This window comes from Aurantiacibacter marinus (genome assembly GCF_001021555.1).
Lineage (GTDB): Bacteria > Pseudomonadota > Alphaproteobacteria > Sphingomonadales > Sphingomonadaceae > Alteraurantiacibacter > Alteraurantiacibacter marinus.
Window position 1 is genome coordinate 212,167 of record NZ_LDCP01000001.1, and the last position, 20,700, is coordinate 232,866.

15 protein-coding genes are annotated in these 20,700 nt (G+C 59.5%); 11 read left to right on the forward strand and 4 right to left on the reverse strand.

Going from position 1 to position 20,700, the window contains the following annotated elements; genetic code table 11:
* Positions 1-63 precede the first annotated feature (63 nt).
* From groES to AB731_RS01025, 6 genes are all read left to right on the forward strand, one after another.
* Positions 64-351, forward strand: coding sequence for a co-chaperone GroES (groES, locus tag AB731_RS01000; RefSeq protein WP_047092793.1), 288 nt, complete (start codon positions 64-66; stop codon positions 349-351).
* 54 nt (positions 352-405) lie between these two features.
* Entirely contained in the window at positions 406-2,058 is a 1,653-nt protein-coding gene (gene groL / locus AB731_RS01005; protein WP_047092792.1) for a chaperonin GroEL, read from the forward strand.
* 118 nt (positions 2,059-2,176) lie between these two features.
* Positions 2,177-3,382, forward strand: a complete 1,206-nt coding sequence (locus tag AB731_RS01010; protein ID WP_052768912.1) for a sulfotransferase family protein — start codon at positions 2,177-2,179, stop codon at positions 3,380-3,382.
* Positions 3,383-3,502: 120 nt separating this feature from the next.
* Complete coding sequence (locus AB731_RS01015) at positions 3,503-5,335, forward strand: DUF885 domain-containing protein (RefSeq protein ID WP_047092791.1); 1,833 nt, start codon at positions 3,503-3,505, stop codon at positions 5,333-5,335.
* Positions 5,336-5,426: 91 nt separating this feature from the next.
* A complete protein-coding gene (locus AB731_RS01020) occupies positions 5,427-7,163 on the forward strand; it encodes a copper resistance system multicopper oxidase (RefSeq protein ID WP_047092790.1) in 1,737 nt (578 codons plus the stop codon).
* Positions 7,160-8,209, forward strand: a complete 1,050-nt coding sequence (locus tag AB731_RS01025; protein WP_047092789.1) for a copper resistance protein B — start codon at positions 7,160-7,162, stop codon at positions 8,207-8,209. Before AB731_RS01020 ends, AB731_RS01025 begins: the two co-directional genes overlap by 4 nt.
* A 1-nt stretch (position 8,210) precedes the next feature.
* Here the strand turns inward: AB731_RS01025 and AB731_RS01030 are convergent, their stop codons facing one another.
* On the reverse strand, positions 8,211-10,529 hold the full coding sequence (locus AB731_RS01030; protein WP_047093183.1) for a DUF305 domain-containing protein: 2,319 nt from the start codon (positions 10,527-10,529) through the stop codon (positions 8,211-8,213).
* A 151-nt stretch (positions 10,530-10,680) separates the two neighbouring features.
* Here AB731_RS01030 and AB731_RS01035 point away from each other — a divergent pair, with 151 nt between their 5' ends.
* From AB731_RS01035 to AB731_RS01045, 3 genes are all read left to right on the forward strand, one after another.
* Positions 10,681-11,481: a class I SAM-dependent methyltransferase gene (locus tag AB731_RS01035; protein WP_047092788.1), complete on the forward strand. Its 801-nt coding sequence runs from the start codon at positions 10,681-10,683 to the stop codon at positions 11,479-11,481.
* Between the two features lie 72 nt (positions 11,482-11,553).
* Positions 11,554-11,961 carry a baeRF12 domain-containing protein gene (locus AB731_RS01040; protein ID WP_047092787.1) on the forward strand — a complete coding sequence of 136 codons (408 nt, stop codon included), beginning with the start codon at positions 11,554-11,556 and terminating at the stop codon, positions 11,959-11,961.
* A gap of 133 nt (positions 11,962-12,094) precedes the next feature.
* Positions 12,095-13,120, forward strand: a complete 1,026-nt coding sequence (locus tag AB731_RS01045) for a serine hydrolase (RefSeq protein WP_047093182.1) — start codon at positions 12,095-12,097, stop codon at positions 13,118-13,120.
* Between the two features lie 34 nt (positions 13,121-13,154).
* Here AB731_RS01045 and AB731_RS01050 read toward each other — a convergent pair whose 3' ends face one another.
* Both AB731_RS01050 and AB731_RS01055 read right to left on the reverse strand, forming a co-directional pair.
* Positions 13,155-13,454 (reverse strand): hypothetical protein, encoded by a 300-nt coding sequence (locus AB731_RS01050; RefSeq protein WP_156167322.1) that lies wholly within the window; start codon positions 13,452-13,454, stop codon positions 13,155-13,157.
* Between the two features lie 97 nt (positions 13,455-13,551).
* Positions 13,552-13,809 carry a hypothetical protein gene (locus AB731_RS01055; RefSeq protein WP_047092786.1) on the reverse strand — a complete coding sequence of 86 codons (258 nt, stop codon included), beginning with the start codon at positions 13,807-13,809 and terminating at the stop codon, positions 13,552-13,554.
* A 217-nt stretch (positions 13,810-14,026) separates the two neighbouring features.
* Between AB731_RS01055 and polA the strand changes: the two genes are divergently transcribed.
* Positions 14,027-16,876 carry a DNA polymerase I gene (gene polA, locus AB731_RS01060; protein WP_047092785.1) on the forward strand — a complete coding sequence of 950 codons (2,850 nt, stop codon included), beginning with the start codon at positions 14,027-14,029 and terminating at the stop codon, positions 16,874-16,876.
* Positions 16,877-16,930: 54 nt separating this feature from the next.
* Positions 16,931-18,019, forward strand: coding sequence for a mechanosensitive ion channel family protein (locus AB731_RS01065; RefSeq protein WP_047092784.1), 1,089 nt, complete (start codon positions 16,931-16,933; stop codon positions 18,017-18,019).
* A 186-nt stretch (positions 18,020-18,205) separates the two neighbouring features.
* On the opposite strand, the gene AB731_RS01070 is transcribed toward AB731_RS01065, so the two are convergent.
* Entirely contained in the window at positions 18,206-20,512 is a 2,307-nt protein-coding gene (locus AB731_RS01070) for a CDC48 family AAA ATPase (protein ID WP_047092783.1), read from the reverse strand.
* Between the last annotated feature and the right edge of the window lie 188 nt (positions 20,513-20,700).

A 20,700-nucleotide genomic window follows, 5' to 3' on the forward strand; every position in this document is an offset into this window, starting at 1 on the left:
CTGGCACTCTCAACCGGAGAGTGCCAATTGACACAACACTCAACTCAGGAAGAGGTCATAATTATGGCATTCCGTCCACTGCACGACCGCGTGCTGGTCCGCCGCATCGAAGCCGAAGAAAAAACGGCCGGCGGCATCATCATCCCCGATAGCGCCCAGGAAAAGCCAAGCGAAGGCGAAGTCGTCTCCGTTGGCAATGGCTCCAAGGCCGAAGACGGCACCGTTACTCCGCTCGACGTAAAGGCAGGCGACCGCGTGCTTTTCGGCAAGTGGTCCGGCACCGAAGTCAAGATCGCAGGCGAAGACCTGCTGATCATGAAGGAAAGCGACATCATGGGGGTGATCGGCTGAGCCGGTCACCTTTGAACGCTTCCAACACAGAAATCTAACTCAGGAGAAACCAACATGGCTGCCAAGGACGTAAAGTTCGGTCGCGACGCTCGCGAACGCATCCTCAAGGGCGTTGATACGCTCGCCAACGCCGTAAAGGTCACGCTCGGCCCCAAGGGCCGTAATGTCGTGCTCGACAAGAGCTTCGGCGCACCCCGCATCACCAAGGACGGCGTAACCGTCGCCAAGGATATCGAGCTTAAGGACAAGTTCGAAAACATGGGCGCACAGATGCTGCGCGAAGTTGCCAGCAAGGCCAATGATGCTGCCGGTGACGGCACCACCACTGCCACCGTGCTTGCTCAGGCCATCGTTCGCGAAGGCATGACTGCGGTTGCTGCCGGCATGAACCCGATGGATCTGAAGCGCGGTATCGACCTCGCTGTGACCAAGGTTGTTGCTGACTTGCAGGCCCGTTCCAAGGACGTATCCGGCTCTTCCGAAATCGCACAGGTCGGAATCATTTCCGCCAATGGCGACAAGGAAGTCGGCGAGAAGATCGCTGAAGCCATGGAAAAGGTCGGCAAGGAAGGCGTCATCACCGTTGACGAATCCAAGGGCCTCGAATTCGAACTCGAAACCGTTGAAGGTATGCAGTTCGATCGCGGTTACCTGTCACCATACTTCGTGACCAATCCGGAAAAGATGACCGTCGAACTCGACGATCCCTATATCCTGATCCACGAAAAGAAGCTTTCCAATCTGCAGGCCATGCTGCCTGTTCTGGAAGCTGTGGTGCAGGCCGGTCGTCCGCTGCTGATCATTGCAGAAGACATCGAAGGCGAAGCGCTGGCTACTCTCGTGGTCAACAAGCTGCGCGGCGGCCTGAAGGTTGCAGCAGTGAAGGCTCCGGGCTTTGGCGATCGCCGCAAGGCGATGCTGCAGGACATTTCGATCCTGACCAATGGCGAGATGATTTCCGAAGACCTCGGCATCAAGCTGGAGAACGTCGGCCTGTCCATGTTGGGTGAAGCAAAGCGCGTCACCATCGACAAGGACAACACGACCATTGTTGACGGTTCGGGCGATGCGGAAACCATCAAGGCCCGCGTTGAGCAGATCCGTGCGCAGATCGAGACGACTTCGTCCGACTACGACAAGGAAAAGCTGCAGGAACGTCTCGCGAAGCTTGCTGGCGGCGTTGCCGTGATCAAGGTTGGCGGCGCTTCGGAAGTTGAAGTGAAGGAACGCAAGGACCGCGTCGATGATGCGCTCCACGCTACCCGCGCTGCTGTTGAAGAAGGTATCGTCCCCGGCGGCGGCACTGCTCTGCTGTATGCCACGAAGGCCCTGGAAGGCCTGAAGGGTGACAACAATGACCAGACCCGCGGTATCGAAATCGTGCGTCAGGCGATCCTCGCACCCGTTCGCCAGATTGCCACCAATGCCGGCCATGATGGCGCGGTGGTTTCGGGCAATCTGCTGCGCGAAGGCGATGAAAGCATGGGCTTCAACGCTGCGACCGATGTTTACGAAAACCTCGTTGCAGCTGGTGTGATCGACCCGACCAAGGTCGTTCGTATTGCTCTGCAGGACGCGGCATCTGTTGCTGGCCTGCTGATCACCACCGAAGCAGCCATTGCCGAAATTCCGGAAGACAAATCTTCCGGTGGCGGCATGCCCGATATGGGCGGCATGGGCGGTATGGGCGGCGGCATGGGCTTCTAAGCCCGGGCGCTTCGTTACCAAACAAAAGAATGGCCCGGCGGAGCGATCCGCCGGGCCTTTTTGTTTGCCTCCTGCGCCTTTGCCAGCCACCGTCCAGAACACGAATGGAGGTTCGGTAGTGCGACAAGAAGCGCTCGCAGAATTGCGCGCCAGCCTGATGGGCGATCCAGAAATGCGCCAGCAATTGGGCACCTTTGAGGACCCGCTCGCAGCCGCGCTGTGGCTGTGCAGAACATATGCTGATGGCACGCCTGACCAACTGGCTGGAGCACTGGAACCTGTCATTCGCGGTCCTGGGATGCCGCCTCCGCACCTCATTTTACAAGACATTCCTCCGGCAGATTTCCTGCCCGTCGGCGTCATCCTGATGGACGGCGAACTGGCGCTCGAATGGCTCTGGCTGGGGGCAGATGGGCTGCAAAAGCCGTTCTACTACCGATCAACCGAGCGCGCAGACCTGCTGCCGATCAATGCCCTCCTGCGCTGCACCACGCCGCTCACCGCGTTGGACCGCTTCGCCTCGGCACCGCCGCCCGATGGACTGATCTTCCACATGTCGCGGTGCGGTTCGACGCTGGTATCGCAGATGCTCTCTGCCTCGCTCGATCATGTGGTGGTGTCCGAAGCACCGTTGTTCGACAATATCGTGCAGCTGGCATCCGTTGGCGCGGTGCCGGAACACATGGTCCACGCCGCAGCGGCAGCCCTGATGCGCTACCGCGAAGGCACAAACCGGCGCGGCTTCATCAAGCTCGATGCTTTGCACAGCCTCGCCCTGCCGATGCTCCGCCGCGTGTTCCCGCATGTGCCGTGGGTGTTCCTTTACCGCGATCCGGGTGAAGTTCTCGTCTCGCATCGCCGCCTTCCGGGGCTGCATGTGCAGCAAGGCTTCCACCCACTTGATTCGCTCGGCATCCACGATGGCGACAGGGTTGCTGCGGACGCCTATCCCGCATGGGTGACAGAGCATGTTTGCCGGGCGGCATTGGCGGGCCGGGGCGACCCGAACGGATTGTTCCTCAATTACACGCATCTGCCCAGTGCCATGACCACAGCGATCCTGCCGCACTTCCGCATTGCACCGGACAGCGCCATGCTGGGCGCGATGGAACTGGCCGCGCGCCGGGATGCCAAGGCACCGGAAAAGCTCTTCGCCGATGACACCGCCGAAAAGCAGGCAGAAGCGCGCGCAGCGATCAGCGTGCCCGGCAGCCTGCTGCAAGCCTATGCCCAGCTTGAGCGGGCCGCGGCGCAAGATCCCGGCGGTGCCCTTCCTGTGGCAACGGCTTCACCGGCATCAGTCTCGGTCGCGTTCAACTGGTAGCAAAGCTGCGGCCCAACGCTGGAGCGGCGTTCAGCGAGGGAGCATGGCAGGCCTTTTCTTTTGCGCATCACACCGGCATGGTCCGTGCGGGATCGCTTTGCCTCAAGGACATCATCCGCCATGAAAAGACTTGCCGTACTTCTTCTTGCCTCTGTTGCCGTTACGGGTTGCGGGCAATCCAGCGCCGTCGCAACAATCGCCTGCGCGACTACGCAGACTGAATGCCTTAATGGTTGGTTTGATGACAAGTTTGAGGAGATGCTGGCATTCAGCCCGATGTTGCAGACCTCGCTCGGCATCAAGACCGATTATGACAAGCTCGACGATTTCAGCCTTGCCGCCGCCGAAGAGCAAATTGCCTGGGGCGAGCAGGCCCTGGACGAAATGGAAGCCAATTTCGACTATGACGAACTGACGCCGGACGCGCAGGTATCCTTTGACGTGTTCCGCTACCGGGTGGAAATGGCATCGCGTGCGGGCGAGTTCATGGACCAGCAGTATATCCTGCATCAGATGGGCAGCGCGCAATCAGGGTTGCCCAGCTTCATTCTCAGTCAGCATACAGTCGAAGATGAAAGTGACATGGTTGCGTTCATCGCGCGGCTTGGCGCGCTTGGCACGGCAATGGATCAATTGCTGACACGGGCGCAGGCAAATGCCGAGGCAGGCGTGCGCCCGCCGCGCTTCTCCTATGATGCCGTGATCGAGGAATCGCAGGCCCTTATCAACGGTGCGCCGTTTGACGATGGCGAACCATCAGCATTGTGGACTGGCACGCAGGAACGGCTGGCCGAACTGGTTGAAGCCGGGGCGATAAGTGATGAACGCGCCGACGAACTGCGTGAAGAGGCACGTACTGCGCTGACGCAGCAGATGGCACCGGCTTATCAGCGCACTGTCGACTGGTTCACCGAAGACCTCCCCAACACTGATGAAGTGGCACGCGGCGTCACTACGCTGCCGGGGGGAGAGGAGTTTTACGCCTACAGCCTCAACCAGATGACCACGACCGACATGACGGCGGATGAGATTCACCAGCTTGGTCTGGATGAAGTCGCTCGCATTCGCGCCGAGATGGAAGCGATCAAGCAGCAAGTCGGCTTTGAAGGGACATTGCAGGAGTTTTTCCTGTTCACCCGCGAAGATCCGCAGTTCTATTTCCCTGAAAATGAAGCCGGTGCGCAGATGTATATCGACCGCGCCGAAATGCACATTAATGAACTGACCGAGCGCTTGCCGGAATTCTTCGGCACGTTGCCGCAAGCTCCGCTGGAAGTGCGGCGGGTTGAACCTTTCCGCGAACAGGATGGTGCGGCCCAGCATTACCAGGCTGGCACGCCAGACGGCTCGCGCCCCGGTATCTACTACGCGCATCTGTCCGATATGGCCGCAATGCCAATCCCGCAGCTGGAAGCCATCGCCTATCACGAAGGCAATCCCGGCCACCATATGCAGATTTCCATCGCGCAGGAGCTTGAAGGCATCCCGCGCTTCCGCACGCAGGGCTATTATCTTTCTGCCTTTGGTGAAGGCTGGGCGCTGTATTCAGAAGCGCTGGCCAAGGAAATGGGCGGGTATGAAGACCCCTATTCCGAGCTTGGCCGGTTGCAGAGCGAGATGTGGCGCGCGATCCGGCTGGTTGTCGACACCGGCATTCACGCGAAGGGCTGGACCGAGGACGAGGCGGTTGCCTATTGCCTCGAAAATTCATCGAACCCGGAAACCACGGCGCGCAGCGAAGTGCAGCGCTATTTCGTGCTGCCGGGACAGGCGACATCGTACAAGATCGGCCAGATCCGAATCCAGCAACTGCGCGCCCGCGCAGCCGAGGCGCTGGGTGACGATTTCGATATTCGCGGCTTCCACGATACCGTGCTCGGCGGCGGCATGATGCCGCTTTCCATTCTTGAACAGCGGATCGACAGCTGGATTGCCAGCGAGCAGGCCGGCTAACGGGCCTTCAGCTGACCGTCTGCAAACGGGGCGCGTAGGCACGGACCTACGGCCCCTTTGCAGCAGAGGATTGAAGACCTATTTCAGCTGCATGATTACATCGCGACGCAAATTCCTCGCAGGTTCCGGCTTGCTCGCCGCATCTGGCCTCGCCGTACCCGCATGGGCGCGCGGGCAGTCGCTTACTCATGCGCGCAATGGTTTTGGTGAAGTATCGGGCGAGGTTATCGACCTTTCTATCCGCGATCATCACTTCAGCACCGGCGGTCGCAGCGGTCATGCCTTTGCCGTCAACGGCACCGTCCCCGGCCCGCTTATCCGTCTGCGTGAAGGGCAGGACGTCACGCTGAACGTGACCAATCATCTGTCAGAGGACAGTTCCATCCACTGGCACGGCCTGCTGTTGCCCTTCCAGTTTGACGGCGTGCCCGGCATCAGCTTCCCGGGCATCGCGCCGGGCGAAACCTTCCAGTATCGTTTCCCCATTCGCCAGAACGGCACATATTGGTGGCACAGCCACTCGGGGCTGCAGGAACAGGCAGGGCATTACGGCCCGCTGGTGATCGATGCAGCAGAGCCGGACCCGCGTTATGACCGCGATTATGTTGTGCTGCTCAGCGAGTTCACTCCGCGGCACCCGCATGACATTGCGCGCTTGCTCGCCACCGGTGAACACTACTTCAACCGGCAGATGCAAACTGTGACCGACGGCGCAATGAGCATGGAAGACCGGCTGATGTGGGGCGCGATGCGGATGAACCCGCGCGACATCGCCGATGTGACAGGCGCGACCTACACCTATCTCATCAACGGCCACGGCCCGGCAGATGATCTGGAGTTCGCGTTCGAGCCGGGCGAACGCATTCGCCTGCGCATTATCAACGGTTCTGCCATGAGCTTTTTCAACGTCCGCATTCCCGGCGTTCCGATGACAGTGATTGCAGCGGACGGGCAATATGTGGATGATGTTGAAGTCGATGAATTCCAGATTGGCACGGCGGAAACCTATGACGTTATCGTTACCCCACCAGCCGGTGCCCACGCTCTGGTGGCAGAGGCAATGGACCGATCAGGCATGGGCATCGCCAGCCTATCGTCCCGCCCAGGCCAGCGCGCCACACCGCCTGCTTTGCGTGAAACCCCCACTTTGACAATGGTCGACATGGGTATGGGCGGGATGGATCATGGAGGGATGGACCATTCCGCGATGGGCCATGCGATGCCCGCCCAGGACACGCCCGCCCAGGACATGCCAGCAATGGAACACTCCATGCGCGATACCTCGCTGTTGCCCGCCAGCGTCGAAGTGAATGCGGGCGTCGACATGGTCAGCGCCATGCCGATGGACCGGATGGATTTCCCCGGCCTCGGCCTCGACAATGTGCCGCACCGCGTGCTGCGTTATACGGACCTGAAGGCAAAGCGCGCCAATCCGCACCGCATGCCCGAACGCCAGCTGGAAATTCACCTCACCGGCAATATGGAACGGTACATGTGGTCGTTCGACGGCAAGCAGTTCAGCGCGGTCACCGACGATCCAATCCGATTCGGCTATGACGAACGGGTGCGGGTAAAGCTGGTGAACGACACGATGATGGCGCACCCGATCCATTTGCACGGCCATTTCTTCGAACTGGTGAATGGTGCGGGCATGATGAACCAGCCGCTGAAACACACGGTCGTGGTGCAACCCGGTAGCACCGCGACTTTCGATTTGACCGCCAACGAGCCGGGCGACTGGGCCTTCCACTGCCACCTGCTGTATCACATGCACGCCGGCATGATGCAGACCGTGACCGTGCGGCCTTTCCCGGTTGACGGCGAATGATGCGCGTTGTTTTGCTGGCAGGTGTCGCGGCATTGTTCGCTGTCCCCGCGGCCGCGCAGGATCATTCCGGCCACACCGGACATACTGGCCCGGCCCCGGAAGAACAGGCACCGCCGCAGACAGAGGAAGAAGCCGCCACTCCGACGGAAGCGCAGGCAAACCCGCTCGGCACTCTGCGCCGTCCGGCCCCGCCGCGCGTCGTTCCGCAGACTCATCAGGCGATGGATCACAGCCAGATGGATCATAGCACGATGGACCATTCGGCAATGGACCACGAGGCCATGAACCACGGCACCGATGTCCCCTCCGGCCCGCCGCCAGCCCGCGCCTTTGAAGGTCCACTGCACGCCGCCGATGCGATCTTCGATCCGCAGCGCATGGCCCGCGCCCGTGCCTACAGCCGGGTGACGCACGGCAATGCCCGCTATGCCACGATACTGGCAGAGCGGTTGGAAGCGCGTATCACGTCAGGGGAGGATGCCTATCTGTGGGATGTGTCCGGCTGGTACGGTACCCCGACGCAACGCATCGTCTTCAAGACCGAAGGCGAAGGGGAGATTGGCGGCGGCATAGAAGATGCCGAAGTGCAGCTATTGTGGGGCCACGCGATCGGCCCCTGGTTCGATCTTCAGGCGGGCGTACGGCTGGATGTGGAGCCTGACACCGCAGCCTATCTCGCGCTCGGTGTGGCGGGGCTTGCCCCGTACATGATCCACCTCGATGCCGCTGCTTTCGTTTCCGACAATGGCGAATTGACCGCACGGGTCGAGGCGGAGCACGATATGCGCCTGACGCAGCGGATGGTATTGCAGCCACGGATCGAATTTGAACTGTCAGCGCAGGATATTCCCGAACGCGGCATCGGCGCAGGACTGCCCAAAGTGGAGGCCGGGCTGCGGCTGCGATACGAATTCGTACCCGAATTCGCGCCCTATGTGGGCATCGAATACGAAACCGCGACAGGCCGCACAGCAGAAATCATCCGCGCCGCCGGAGAAGACCCCGGCGGCGTGAATTTCATGATTGGCCTGCGTACTTTTTTCTAGGTCAGCCGCCCATCCGGCTGCGTTCGACCGCGTCGATCTGCTCTGCGCTCCAGGTTACAGGAACCTGTGTTTGCGGATTGAAGGTGTCACCCATCATGGCTGCTTCGGCAGCGGCGATTTCTGCAGCGGAAAGATGCTCGCTCGGCTCGAGTGCGAACACATCCACACCGCGGGCAATCTCTGTCGCGTAGATGCGGCCATTGTACCAATAGGCAGACCAGTATCCGCCCGTGACCAACTGATCTTCATCAATCGGACCGCGATCGAAATAGGCGATTTCGAACGGATTGTTCGGATCGGTAAAGTCCATTACCGACAAGCCGCCCTGATACCAGGCCTGCACAAAGATATCGCGCCCCGGCACCGGAATTATCGAGCCATTGTGTGCAACGCAGTTTTCCATTTCGCTTTGCGCAGCGGGGATCTTGTAGGTCCCGCGGCGTTCCAGCTTGCCATCGACGATTTCGTAAAATGCATTGGCGCCCCAGCTGCGCGGATCGGCAGCCTGGCAACGCGGACGGCCACCGCCGCCCCACTCATCGGTGAACAATACGACCGTGCCATCATTGTTGAAGGTAGCGGAATGCCAATAGGCAAAGCCATCATCCGTTACCGCATCCAGCCGGACTGGATTGTACGGATCGGAAATGTCCATGATGATACCGTTGCCCGAACACGCGCCTGCTGCCAGGTTCAAGGCCGGGAAGACGGTGATATCGTGGCACTGGTTGGTCTGGCTGGTGCTTTGCGTGCCGTCGCCATGATCGCCGCCCAGCCACAGACCGGCGATGTTGCCTTCGTCATCAGCAAAGACGCGCGGACTGGAAGTGATGCGTGACGCAGCAGGATTGGCGAGCGGGATTTCGATCACGTCGATGCTGAACAGTGCAGTGCGATTGTCACCGGGGACATAACCGACGCAGCCCGCCAGCTCTTCCCCGTCGCGAACGCCAGCCGTACCGGAATTATAGACCACAATCCGCGTGTCGTCGGAACTGACGACAGAGTGCGTGTGGCTGCCACGGCAGGTCTGCACCTGCCCGACCTGCATCGGTGCGCGGATGTCGGTAATATCGAAAATACGCAGGCCGCGGAAGCGTTCTTCACTTACGTCCTGCGCCACGCCGTCACGCCCGCAATCGACGCGGCCACGTTCCTGCTCGACGCTCATGATCAGGATGTTGCCAACGATGGAAACGTCACCCTGCCCGCCGGGACACACGACCGAACTTACCAATTGCGGCACGCCTTCACCGTCGAGGCGGTAGGCATTGAAGCCATGATAATTGCCGGCCACCATCAAATCGCCCGAAAATGCCATGTCGGTGTTGGCGAAGCTGAGCAATCCGCCACGCTGGGCATAGCGCGGTTCGGGCTCGGTTATTTCTTCAATCGCTTCTGCGACCGCTTCTTCAGCAGCTTCTGCAGCCGCTTCTGTTGCCGCTTCCATCGCTGCGGATGGATCATCCATCGCAGCCATGTTGTGCCCGGCATGCGGGTCTGCATCATCCGACACTTCTGGCGCCGACACTTCGACCGGAGGAAGGACCATTCGGCCTCCGCTGGGATTGGCCGGATCGAAGAAGCCCGCAGGCTTGCGCAGCGAAGTTACGTGGCGCAAATTGCTGATCGCTTCCTCTGCATCGAACAATCCGCCGGCAAGGCCCGTGCGCGGATCGTCAGACAAGGCCGCCAGCGCGGTTTTCATACGATCGATTTCGGCCTGCTGATCAGACTTCACTTCGCTGGTGAAGTCATAAAGAACAGGATCGGTCGCCGTGCCTTGCAACCGCAGCAGATCATCCACCATCGTGATTGCGCCTTCGTGGTGATTGATCATCATCAACAGGAACAGGCGATCGAAATTCACACCGCGTGCAGCGGCAAGCTCGGCCAATTGCGCAGGCGAAGCCATGCCCGCCATCCCGACATGATCAGCATGGCCCATGCCCGCCATTGCGGTAGGCTGGCCGATGCCGCCAAGCCATTCACGCATGAAATTGATTTCATCCTGCTGGGATGCGTCGATGCGGCCGGCAACTGCCGTTACAGTTTCGTCGTTGGTCCGTGTCGCCACCAGACCGGCCATTTCTACAGCCTGCTGGTGGTGGACAATCATGCCCTGCATGAAGTCGATATCGGCAGGCAGATAATCGATACGCGCCAGATTGGTCGCTTCGTCTTCGCTCAATACCGTCGGCTGAACGCCGGGAGCGCCAGGCTGCACAATGCGCACATCCTGCGCAAGTGCTGGCGCGGTAGAGGCGAGCAGCATTGCGGCGAGCGAAAGGGTAATCTGCGTGGGACGACGTGCGATCATCGAAGGCTCCAATAAAAGAGGCATGATTTTGATTGAGAATGCGACGGCGCGCACCAAGCCCATATCGGTGCGCTGCGTCAATACAGTATTGGGTTTGCCTCCCGCCTGCCCACGGTTTATTCTGTACCGGCAGGACCAAGGGGAAAGAGAAATGCGAAACCTATTGATCATCGCCGCGCTCGCCAGCATGCCGGTGCTGGCCGGCTGCAGTTCCAACAAGCAGAGCGAAGCCGAAGCACCCGCCAACGAATATAGCGCGCGCCAGTATATGCAGGCGATCAACGATATTTCGCGGATGGATGATCAGGAACAGGATGCCGCGCGCAAACCCGGCGAACTGCTTGCCTTTGCCCAGATCGACAGGGGCGACGTGGTCGGTGATTTCATCATGGGCGGCGGCTATGTCACGCGCCTGCTTGCCACTGCCGTTGGCGCGGACGGCCGCGTTTACGCTTTCCAGCCAGACGAATTTATCGGTTTCAATCCCGACTATGCTCAGGATCAGGATGATACTGTCCGGCGGTATTCGGATGATGACGGGAATCCGGTCACGGTCTTTCCGCTGCGCGCTCCGCTAACCCAGCCGGGTTGGCCGGAACCGCTCGACACGATCATCACGGTCATGAACTTCCACGATCTGTATCTCGATCAATTCCCCGAAGGAACTGCGGATGCAGCGGCAGCGATGCTGTTCGATGCATTGAAACCCGGAGGTACGCTGGTGGTTGTCGATCATCTGGCAGCGGACGGCGCCGGGGCAGAAGCTGCCAATACACTCCACCGCATGGATGCCGATCTTGCCTTGGCCACGCTGACAGCTGCCGGATTTGAAATGGATGCAGAAAGCGATCTCTATGCGCGGCCAGACGATCCGCGTGATGAAAATGTTTTCGAAGCGACCATTCGCGGCCGCACCGATCAGTTTGCCTGGCGCCTGCGCAAGCCGCAGTAGACCTGATTTCCGGCACTTTCCTGTCGCTTGGCCGTTTGGCAAGTGACACTTTTTCTGAACAGGGATCCCATCATGAAATGTCCGCACAAAGCCCATATCGCACTCGTTGATGGAGAACGCTTCGTATTGCTGCGCAATGATGGTCAGATTTTCGAACCCAGGCTGACCAAAGTTGCCGAGCCAGCGCTCGAAGCAACCAACTTCAGTGCCGGAGTGAAGCATCAGGACGCGGGAAGCCAGATGAAGGGCAAGACCGATCTTGACGAACTGGCCCATGCCGCTGCTGCGGCAGAATGGTTGAACGCGAAAGCCCTTGGCGGCGAGATGGACGACCTTGTGGTCATTGCCGATCCCAAGACCCTGGGTGAAATGCGCCGCCATTATCACAAGGAACTGGAGAAGCGGCTGGTGGGGGAGATCGACAAGGCTTTGACCGGCGAACCGCTCGACCGCATCGAGAAGGCCATCGCAGCAGCCTGATTGGTCCCGGACCGGGCGCTTTTTACCCAAAACGACTCAACACATCGTCAATTGAGCGCATTTCGTCGCGCGGCTATCGTCAATCTTTTACATGTTAAGCAAACGCAAAGCATGTTTCTGCCATGGCGTTGATATGAAATTTGTTCGGATAGGTCGTTTCGTTACCCTGCTGGCGCTTGCCCTTGCGCCGGTAGCGCCTGTTCATGCCCAGTCGGACGGTTTTGAAAGTGCCTTCGATAATGCCTTTGGCACCGAAGTCCGCACTCCACGCAGCTACGCGCCAGATCTCAACAATGCGCTCGAAGCGCGGATTGCCCAGCTCGCCAATGGCAGCGAAGGCCGCATAGGCGTGGCCGCGGTAGATCTGGCGACCGGGCAGACTATTTCGGTCCTTGGCGATCAGCGTTTCCCCATGGCCAGCACCAGCAAGATCGCAATTGCCGCGACTTATCTGGAAGGTGTCGAGCAAGGCCGCTGGAGCCTGACGAGCGAGTTTCCGCTGCTTTGGGCAGTTCGTTCCCGTCCGTTTTCCACCAATGCCGCTCCGGTTCGGCGCGGCGAGTATATGACAGCGCTTCAACTGATCGACATCATGATCACGCGCAGTTCCAATCCCGCAACGGACGCCCTGCTGGCCGCAGTTGGCGGGCCTGCCGCAGTTAATGATTGGGCGCGCCGCGCCGGCCTGCGCGATTTCAGTCTCGACCGTGATATTGCCACGCTGGTCCGCGACGATGGCGAATTTGATCCGGCCAGTCATATCGACGTGCGCGACAGCGCTTCACCTGAAACCATGGTGCAATTGCTTGCAGGAATTTATCAGGGCCGCTGGCTAAACAGTGCAAGCCGCGAAGTTATCATCGATGCGATGGAACGTTGCCGAACCGGAACGCGCCGCATTCCCGCGCTGATGCCGGACAATGTGACAGTGGCACACAAGACCGGATCGCTGAACAATACGTCCAGCGATATTGGTATCCTCACAGGTCCGGATGGCCGCTCCATTGCCGTGGCGATTTATGTCACCGGGCAAGGTAGCCGCCTGAATCGGGAACGCCGCATCGCTTCGATCGCGCGCGGTATTTATGATGGCTATCAGGAAGAAGCAGCGCGCAATTACACCAGCGCGGAATACCGCAGCGCTGCAGCGCCGCGTTAATTCTGCTCGCTTGCCACGAAGGGTCAGCCAGCAATCATGACTTCACTAACTTGGGCTGCATGAAAATAGCCGTCAGGGCATAGATCGCTGCGAAGAGACTCAGGACCAGTATGGCCCCTTCCAGAAAGCCCGAAATATCGTTTTTGAAGCGGAAGAAGGTTACCAGCGCCAACAGTGGAATCCAGTAATTGCGATCAATTCTTAATGCCCGATCGCAACCACCGCATTTGAACGGCTTTCCAAGATGCATCTGGGTCTTGCTGAACGGAACGGCAGCCGCACACTCAGGGCACTGCTGACAAAGTTTGATATCAGATTCCTTTCGTGAAATCATATGCATCCTGCCGCGATATCAATTCTCTGCCAAAAAAAAGGGCGCGGCCATCGCTGGCCACGCCCCGATTTTTGTCGGAAGAAATCCGCTGAGTTAATTACTCAGCGACTTCTGCTTCCATTTCAGCTTCGGCGTTGTCGACAGCAGCGTCGACTTCAGCAGCAGCTTCGTCCATTTCGGCGCCGGCTTCTTCAGCCATGCCTTCAACAGCGTCGCCAGCGGCGTCGGCATTGGTTTCCATGTCAGCCATTGCGCCTTCAGCGGTGGCTTCAGCATTTTCTTCAGTAGCTTCCGAACAAGCGGAGAGGCTGAGAGCGGCGCCGGCGATTGCGGCAGCAAAAACGATCTTACGCATAGGTATAAACCCTTTAATTAGCGATTATTCAGGAATGGCAACTCGCCGATCCTGGAGCCGACCTTCCTGGTCGACTTGATTGCCTAATTAAGGCCACAATTGACCATCCGCAAGTGAAATATGGCGCAATTGGGGCAAAATAATGTCACAAACATGGCGTTCTATCCGTAAAAACTTGTTTGCTGACCGAGCGCGAACAGCGTGCTAGCAGGCGGATATGGCCGATAAACAGCATCTCTACCTGGTCGATGGTTCGGCCTATATCTTTCGCGCATATCACCGGCTCCCGCCGCTAACCAATCCGGAAGGCACGCCTGTTGGCGCTGTTTACGGATATACCACCATGCTGTGGAAGCTGGCGCAGGATCTGGATGATGCCGATGGGCCAACGCATCTGGCGGTCGTTCTGGACAAATCCAGCAAGTCCTTCCGCAACGAGATTTACAGCGAATACAAGGCGAATCGCCCGCCGCCGCCTGAAGACCTGGTCCCGCAGTTCCCGCTGATTCGCGATGCGACCCGCGCGTTTTCACTGCCCATGATCGAAGAACCTGATGTCGAAGCAGACGATATGATCGCCAGCTACGCCCTCGCCGCGCAGCGCGAAGGGTGGGACGTAACCATCGTATCGTCCGACAAGGATCTGATGCAATTGGTGGGCGAGGAAAACGGCGCCCGCATCGACATGCTCGATACGATGAAAGACGTCCGCGTCTTCATTCCCGAAGTTGAGGAAAAATTCGGGGTCCCACCACAGCTTTTGGGTGATGTGCTGGCGTTGATGGGCGATACGGCAGACAATATTCCCGGCATTTTCGGTGTCGGCCCCAAAACCGCATCAAAGCTGATTGCCGAGAACGGATCTTTGACCGCAGTGCTGGATGCCGCGCCAGACATGAAGAAATCGAAGCTGAAAGAGCGCCTGCTGGAAGGCCGCGAAATGGCGGAATTGAGCCGCGTTCTGGTGGAACTGAAATCTGACTGCCCACTGCCTATCGCCTTGGATGACATGAAGCTTGAAGGCATTCCGCCCGAACCGCTGGCTGAATTTCTGGAAACACACGGCTTCCATTCATTGCTGAAGCGATTGGGCGCTGGTGCCGGCAGTCCGGGGCGCAAGACCAATCTCGATCCCGCCACGCCTGACACGGCGGGCGCAGACCCTGCGGCACATGGCGATTCGCAGCCGCTGCCAGAAATGCCCGCGGTCGATCGCAGTGCCTACGAATGTGTGCAGACAATGGAGCGGCTGGAGCACTGGATTGCCCGCGCAACTGCTGCGCGGCTGGTCGCGGTCGATACCGAAACCAGCGCGCTTGATGCCATTTCCGCCGATCTGGTCGGGGTCAGCCTCGCCCTCGGCCCGAATGATGCCTGCTACATTCCGCTCGCCCATTTGAATGAAGGAGGGGGCGGCAGCGACATGTTCGCCCAAAAGCCGGAGCAGGTGGACCGCAAGACCGCAATGCAGGCGCTGAAACCGCTGCTGGAAAGCGATGCGGTGATGAAGATCGGGCAGAATATCAAATACGATATCAACATCCTCGCACGCCACGATATCATGGTCAGCCCGGTCGATGACACAATGATCATGAGCTTCGATCTGGATGCCGGCCGCAGCCAGGACGGCATCGGTGGCGGGCACGGCATGGATGAACTGGCAGAGCGTCATCTTGGTCACACCTGCCTGAAGTTCAAGGACATCTGCGGGACCGGCAAGAAGGCCATTTCCTTTGGCGAAGTGCCGCTGGACCGCGCGACCGAATATGCCGCTGAAGATGCCGATGTGACATGGCGGCTGCACGCGCTTCTTTCTCACCGCATGCCCTTTGAAGGCGCAGTGCGCATTTACCAGCGCGTCGACCGCCCGCTGATCCCCGTCGTTGCGCATATGGAGCGCGAGGGCATCAAGGTGGACCGCACCGAACTGGCGCGCCTGTCAGAAACGTTTGCCGGTGAAATTGGCCGGCTCGAAGGCGAAATCCACGAGGCAGCGGGCGAGCCCTTCACCATCGGCAGCCCCAAGCAGCTGGGCGAAGTGCTGTTCGAAAAGATGGGCTACAAAGGCGGCAAGAAGGGCAAGAGCGGGCAATATTCCACCGACCTCAGCGTGCTGGAGCGGCTGGCAAATGAAGGCGCGGGCATCGCCAACAAGGTGCTGGAATACCGCCAGCTGTCCAAGCTAAAGAGCACCTATACCGATGCCTTGCAGGAAGCCATCAACACCCGCACCGGCCGCGTCCACACCAGTTACAGCCTTGTGGGTGCGCAGACCGGGCGGCTGTCCTCTACCGATCCGAACTTGCAGAACATTCCCATCCGCACCGAAATCGGGCGGCAGATTCGAAAGGCATTCGTGCCCGAAGATGGCAACGTCCTGCTTGCCGCCGATTACTCCCAGATCGAACTGCGACTGGCAGCGCACATGGCCGATGTTGACACGCTGAAGGAGGCATTTGCCAGCGGGGAAGATATCCACTCCCGCACCGCGAAGGAAATGTACGGCGAAGTGACGCGGGACACGCGCGCGCAGGCCAAGACGATCAACTTCGCGATCCTGTACGGCATCAGCCGTTGGGGGCTTGCCGGAAGGCTCGGCGTGGAAGCGGATGAGGCGCAGGCCATGATCGACACCTATTTCCAACGCTTCCCCGGCATCCAGAAATACATCGTTCGCACCTTGGAAGAGGTGCGCGAGAAGGGCTATTCCGAAACGCTGTTTGGCCGCAAGACGTGGTTCCCGCGCATCAATTCCAAGAATCAGGCAGAGCGCCAAGGCAGTGAACGCGCCGCTATCAACGCGCCGATACAGGGCACCAGCGCCGATATCATAAAGCGCGCGATGGTGCGGATGTTGCCAGCACTGGCCGATGCGGGCCTGCCCGATGTGCGCATGTTGCTGCAAGTGCATGATGAACTGGTGTTCGAACTTCCTCAAAGCGATGTTGCAGCCGCCAGCGAGGTGATAAAACAGGTGATGGCCGACGCCGCCCTGCCCGCGGTCCGGCTCGACGTGCCGCTGGGAATAGAAATCGGTACCGGGCCAAGCTGGGATGCAGCGCATTGATCGCGTCTACCGACTGTTGTTGTCACATTGCCTGCGCCGCTCTAGGTCGCGCGCATGTTTGAAGAACTGAACCCGCAAAACTGGAATATCGGCTGGATCGAAATCGGCGAAGCCGCCGTTGTGCTTACCATCGCGATCGGGCTTGCCTGGCTGATCTACCGGCTCGCCTTCGCCATCGTGCTCAAACTGGCAAGTACATCGGATTCGCCGATGGACGACATGCTTGTGCGGCGGATCCGCAGACCGATCAAATGGTCGCTGATTGCAATTGCGATCACAATCGCGGCGCAGATCGATCCCACGCTTGCAGACGTGTGGGAACCGCTGGGGCAGTTCCTGAGGCCTGCCCTGCTTGGCTGGATCGCCTATTCACTGATCAAAGCTTACACTGCAGCGATGGAAATGCGGATGGAGGCGGCGAGCGATCCGGTCGCGATACGCAGCCGCCGCACGCGCATCGCGATTCTTTCGCGGACCGCGACGATTGCCATTATCGTCATCACCGTTGGCCTGATGCTGTTCACGATCCCGGCTGTGCAGACCATAGGGGCGACCTTGCTCGCGTCCGCCGGTCTTGCGGCGCTGGCCGTGGGTGCTGCCGCGCAGCCAGCCCTGAAATCGCTGATCGCAGGGTTGCAGATAGCCATTACAGAACCGTTGCGGCTGGGCGATCTGGTGGTGATCGAAGGGCATACGGGCCGGGTGGAGGAGATCCACATGGCATTTATCATCGTGCGCACCTGGGATGAACGTGCGGTGGTGGTGCCGACCGCGCAGGTGCTGGATTCCAGTTTCGAAAACTGGTCCCGCAAAAGCGAGATGCTCACCGGGCCTGTGTTCCTGCATCTTGATCCGGCGACCCATGTGCCGCCCATCCGTGCGGAACTCGAACGCTTCGTCAAGGATCACGAACTGTGGGACGGGCGGACTGCTGCCGTTCTTATGACGGAAGCTTATCCCGAAAGCATAGAGCTGCGCATTTCAGTCAGCGCTTCCACCATTGCCAATGTCTTCAATCTGCGATGCGCAGTGCGCGAGCATATGCTGGATTGGCTGCGCGAAAACATGCCGGACGCGCTTATCCGCCACAGGCTGGAAGCACCTGGCGGCCACGCCAAAGCAGGCGAACCCAACGCGCCCTGAGCCATGCTGCCGGGCGCGCGATAAGCCATCGCCTCGCGACTACTCCCTGAGACAATTTTGGATTCATGCGCAGCAAGCGTACGACAAAAGCCGAATGGCCGCCCGGACCGGCCCCGCGGCCTGAACTTGTCCAGATGGAAGGAGCAGCAGGGAGGACGCTCCGGCGGATGCCGGAGCGCAAGACCCCTAATGCTTTTCGTCGCGCGTTGATTTGAGCATATCGTCGGTCAGGAAGCCGATCGGACGCACTTCCATCGCGCGCGCTTTCAGCTCTCCCTTCATCTTCTTGTACTCTGCTTCCATCTTGGCAGTCACGGTTGCACGGCTGTCCTTCATCGCTTCCACAAAGTCTTGGGCTGTCACATTCTTCGGAGCGCCCTCGGACCGCCGGATAGCGCTGAGGCCGGCGCGGCGCACCACGTCTTCCAGATCCGCTCCGGTAAACCTCTCGGCCTCGGCAGCGATCTTGGTGAGATCGACATCATCAGCCAGCGGCATATTCTTGGTGTGAATTTTCAGGATATGGTTGCGGCCTGCCTCATCCGGCGCACCGACATAGACCAATTCGTCAAAGCGGCCAGGTCGCAGCAGGGCCGGATCCACCAGTGTCGGGCGGTTGGTCGCGCCGATAACCACGATGGACGACAGTTCTTCCATCCCGTCCATTTCGGCAAGGATGGTGTTGACCACGCGCGCCGTTACCTGCGGTTCGCCTGCGCCTGAACCGCGCGCGGGTACCAACGAATCGATTTCGTCGATGAACACGACGCACGGCGCAACGGCGCGGGCGCGGGCGAACATCTTGGCGATCTGCTGCTCGCTTTCGCCATACCATTTGCTGAGGAGGTCAGAGCTTTTCATCGAGATGAAATTGGCTTCCGCTTCCTTCGCAACAGCTTTCGCCAGCAAGGTCTTGCCGGTGCCGGGAGGGCCATAAAGCAGGAAGCCTTTCGCCGGACGAATGCCAATCGCTTCGAATGCCTGCGGGTTTTTCAGCGGCAGTTCGACGCCTTCTTTCAGCTTGTCGATGGCTTCATCGAGCCCGCCCAGATCGCTCCATCCGACGGTTGGAGCCTGCACCATCACTTCGCGCATGGCCGATGGTTGCACACGTTTAAGAGCTTCGCGGAAGTCGCCCTTTTCAACGCACAGCTCGTCCAGCACTTCGGGCGGAATTTCGCGCGCGTCGAGATCGATTTTCGGCATGATGCGGCGGACCGCTTCGATCGCAGCTTCACGCGTCAGTGCGGCAAGATCGGCACCGACAAAACCATGGGTGGAGCGGGCCAACTCCATCAGATCCACGCCTTCACCCAGCGGCATTCCGCGCGTGTGAATGGCAAGGATTTCGCGGCGGCCATTGTCATCGGGAACGCCGATAATGATTTCGCGGTCGAACCGGCCCGGCCTTCGCAGCGCCTCGTCGATGGCATCGGGACGATTGGTGGCGGCAATCACGACCAGATTGGCACGCGCGTGCAGCCCGTCCATCAGTGTCAGCAACTGTGCAACAAGGCGCTTTTCAGCTTCTCCCTGCACATTCTCGCGCTTGGGTGTGATGGAATCAATTTCGTCGATGAAGATGATCGCCGGCTGGCTGCGTTCGGCCTCTTCGAACACTTCGCGCAGCCGCTTTTCGCTTTCGCCATAGGCACTGCCCATGATTTCCGGCCCGTTGATAATGAAAAACTCGGCATCGGATTCGTTCGCAACGGCCTGCGCCAGACGTGTCTTGCCAGTGCCCGGAGGGCCATGCAGCAACACGCCCTTGGGCGGATCGACGCCAAGACGGGTGAACAGTTCGGGATAGCGCAGCGGCAGTTCCACCATTTCGCGCAATTGTTTTATGGTGTCTTCCATGCCGCCGACATCATCGTAATTGATCATGCCGCGTGCATCGCGGGGTTCTTCGAATTCGGCGCGCAGTTCGACTTCGGTGTTTTCGTCGATATGGACGATGCCCTTGGGTGTGGTCGACACAACCTGCAGGCGAATTTGTGTGAGCGCATAGGCAGGTGCGTTGAACATGCGGCGCACTTCGGCGGGCACGTTCTGCACCGGCTGCTGGCCATGCGTTGCTACAAGATCGCCGGCAGTCAGGGGCTTCTTGAAGAACACGCGCTTCAGCGCTTCGGTCGGGCCTTGCAGGCGCATTTCGCGCTGCGAAGGTGCAAACACCACGCGTGTCGCAGGCTTGCTTGTCGCGCGGCGCACGATGACATGTTCGCCGGACGATGTTTCGGCGTTGCCGCGCTGCAACCCGTCCAACCGAATTACATCGAGGGCTTCGTCCTCGTCATAGGCAGCGGCAGCAATGGCAACGGTGACACGCTTACCTTCGATCTCGACGAAATCGCCTTCGGTAATCCCAAGCGTCTGAAAGGCGCTGCGCGGCATACGAACCACGCCCCGCCCCGACTCTTCCTGCCGCGCCGCAGCCACTTGCAATCTTACCGTGCCCGTTTCGATGTCTGCGCTTGCGTCTTCAGCCATGTATCGCCCAATCCTTGTGTCAAACAATTGAACCGGGAACCTAGGTAGCCATCCGGCCTATTACAAACCACCGGGCGACATCATGGTGCCGCAGGCAGGCAGAAATCGGACAAGAAAAAAGGCCCGGTCGAAGCCGACCGGGCCTTGGAAGTTTTGGGAGAGGATGCCTGAAAGGCAAGGAGAGATAT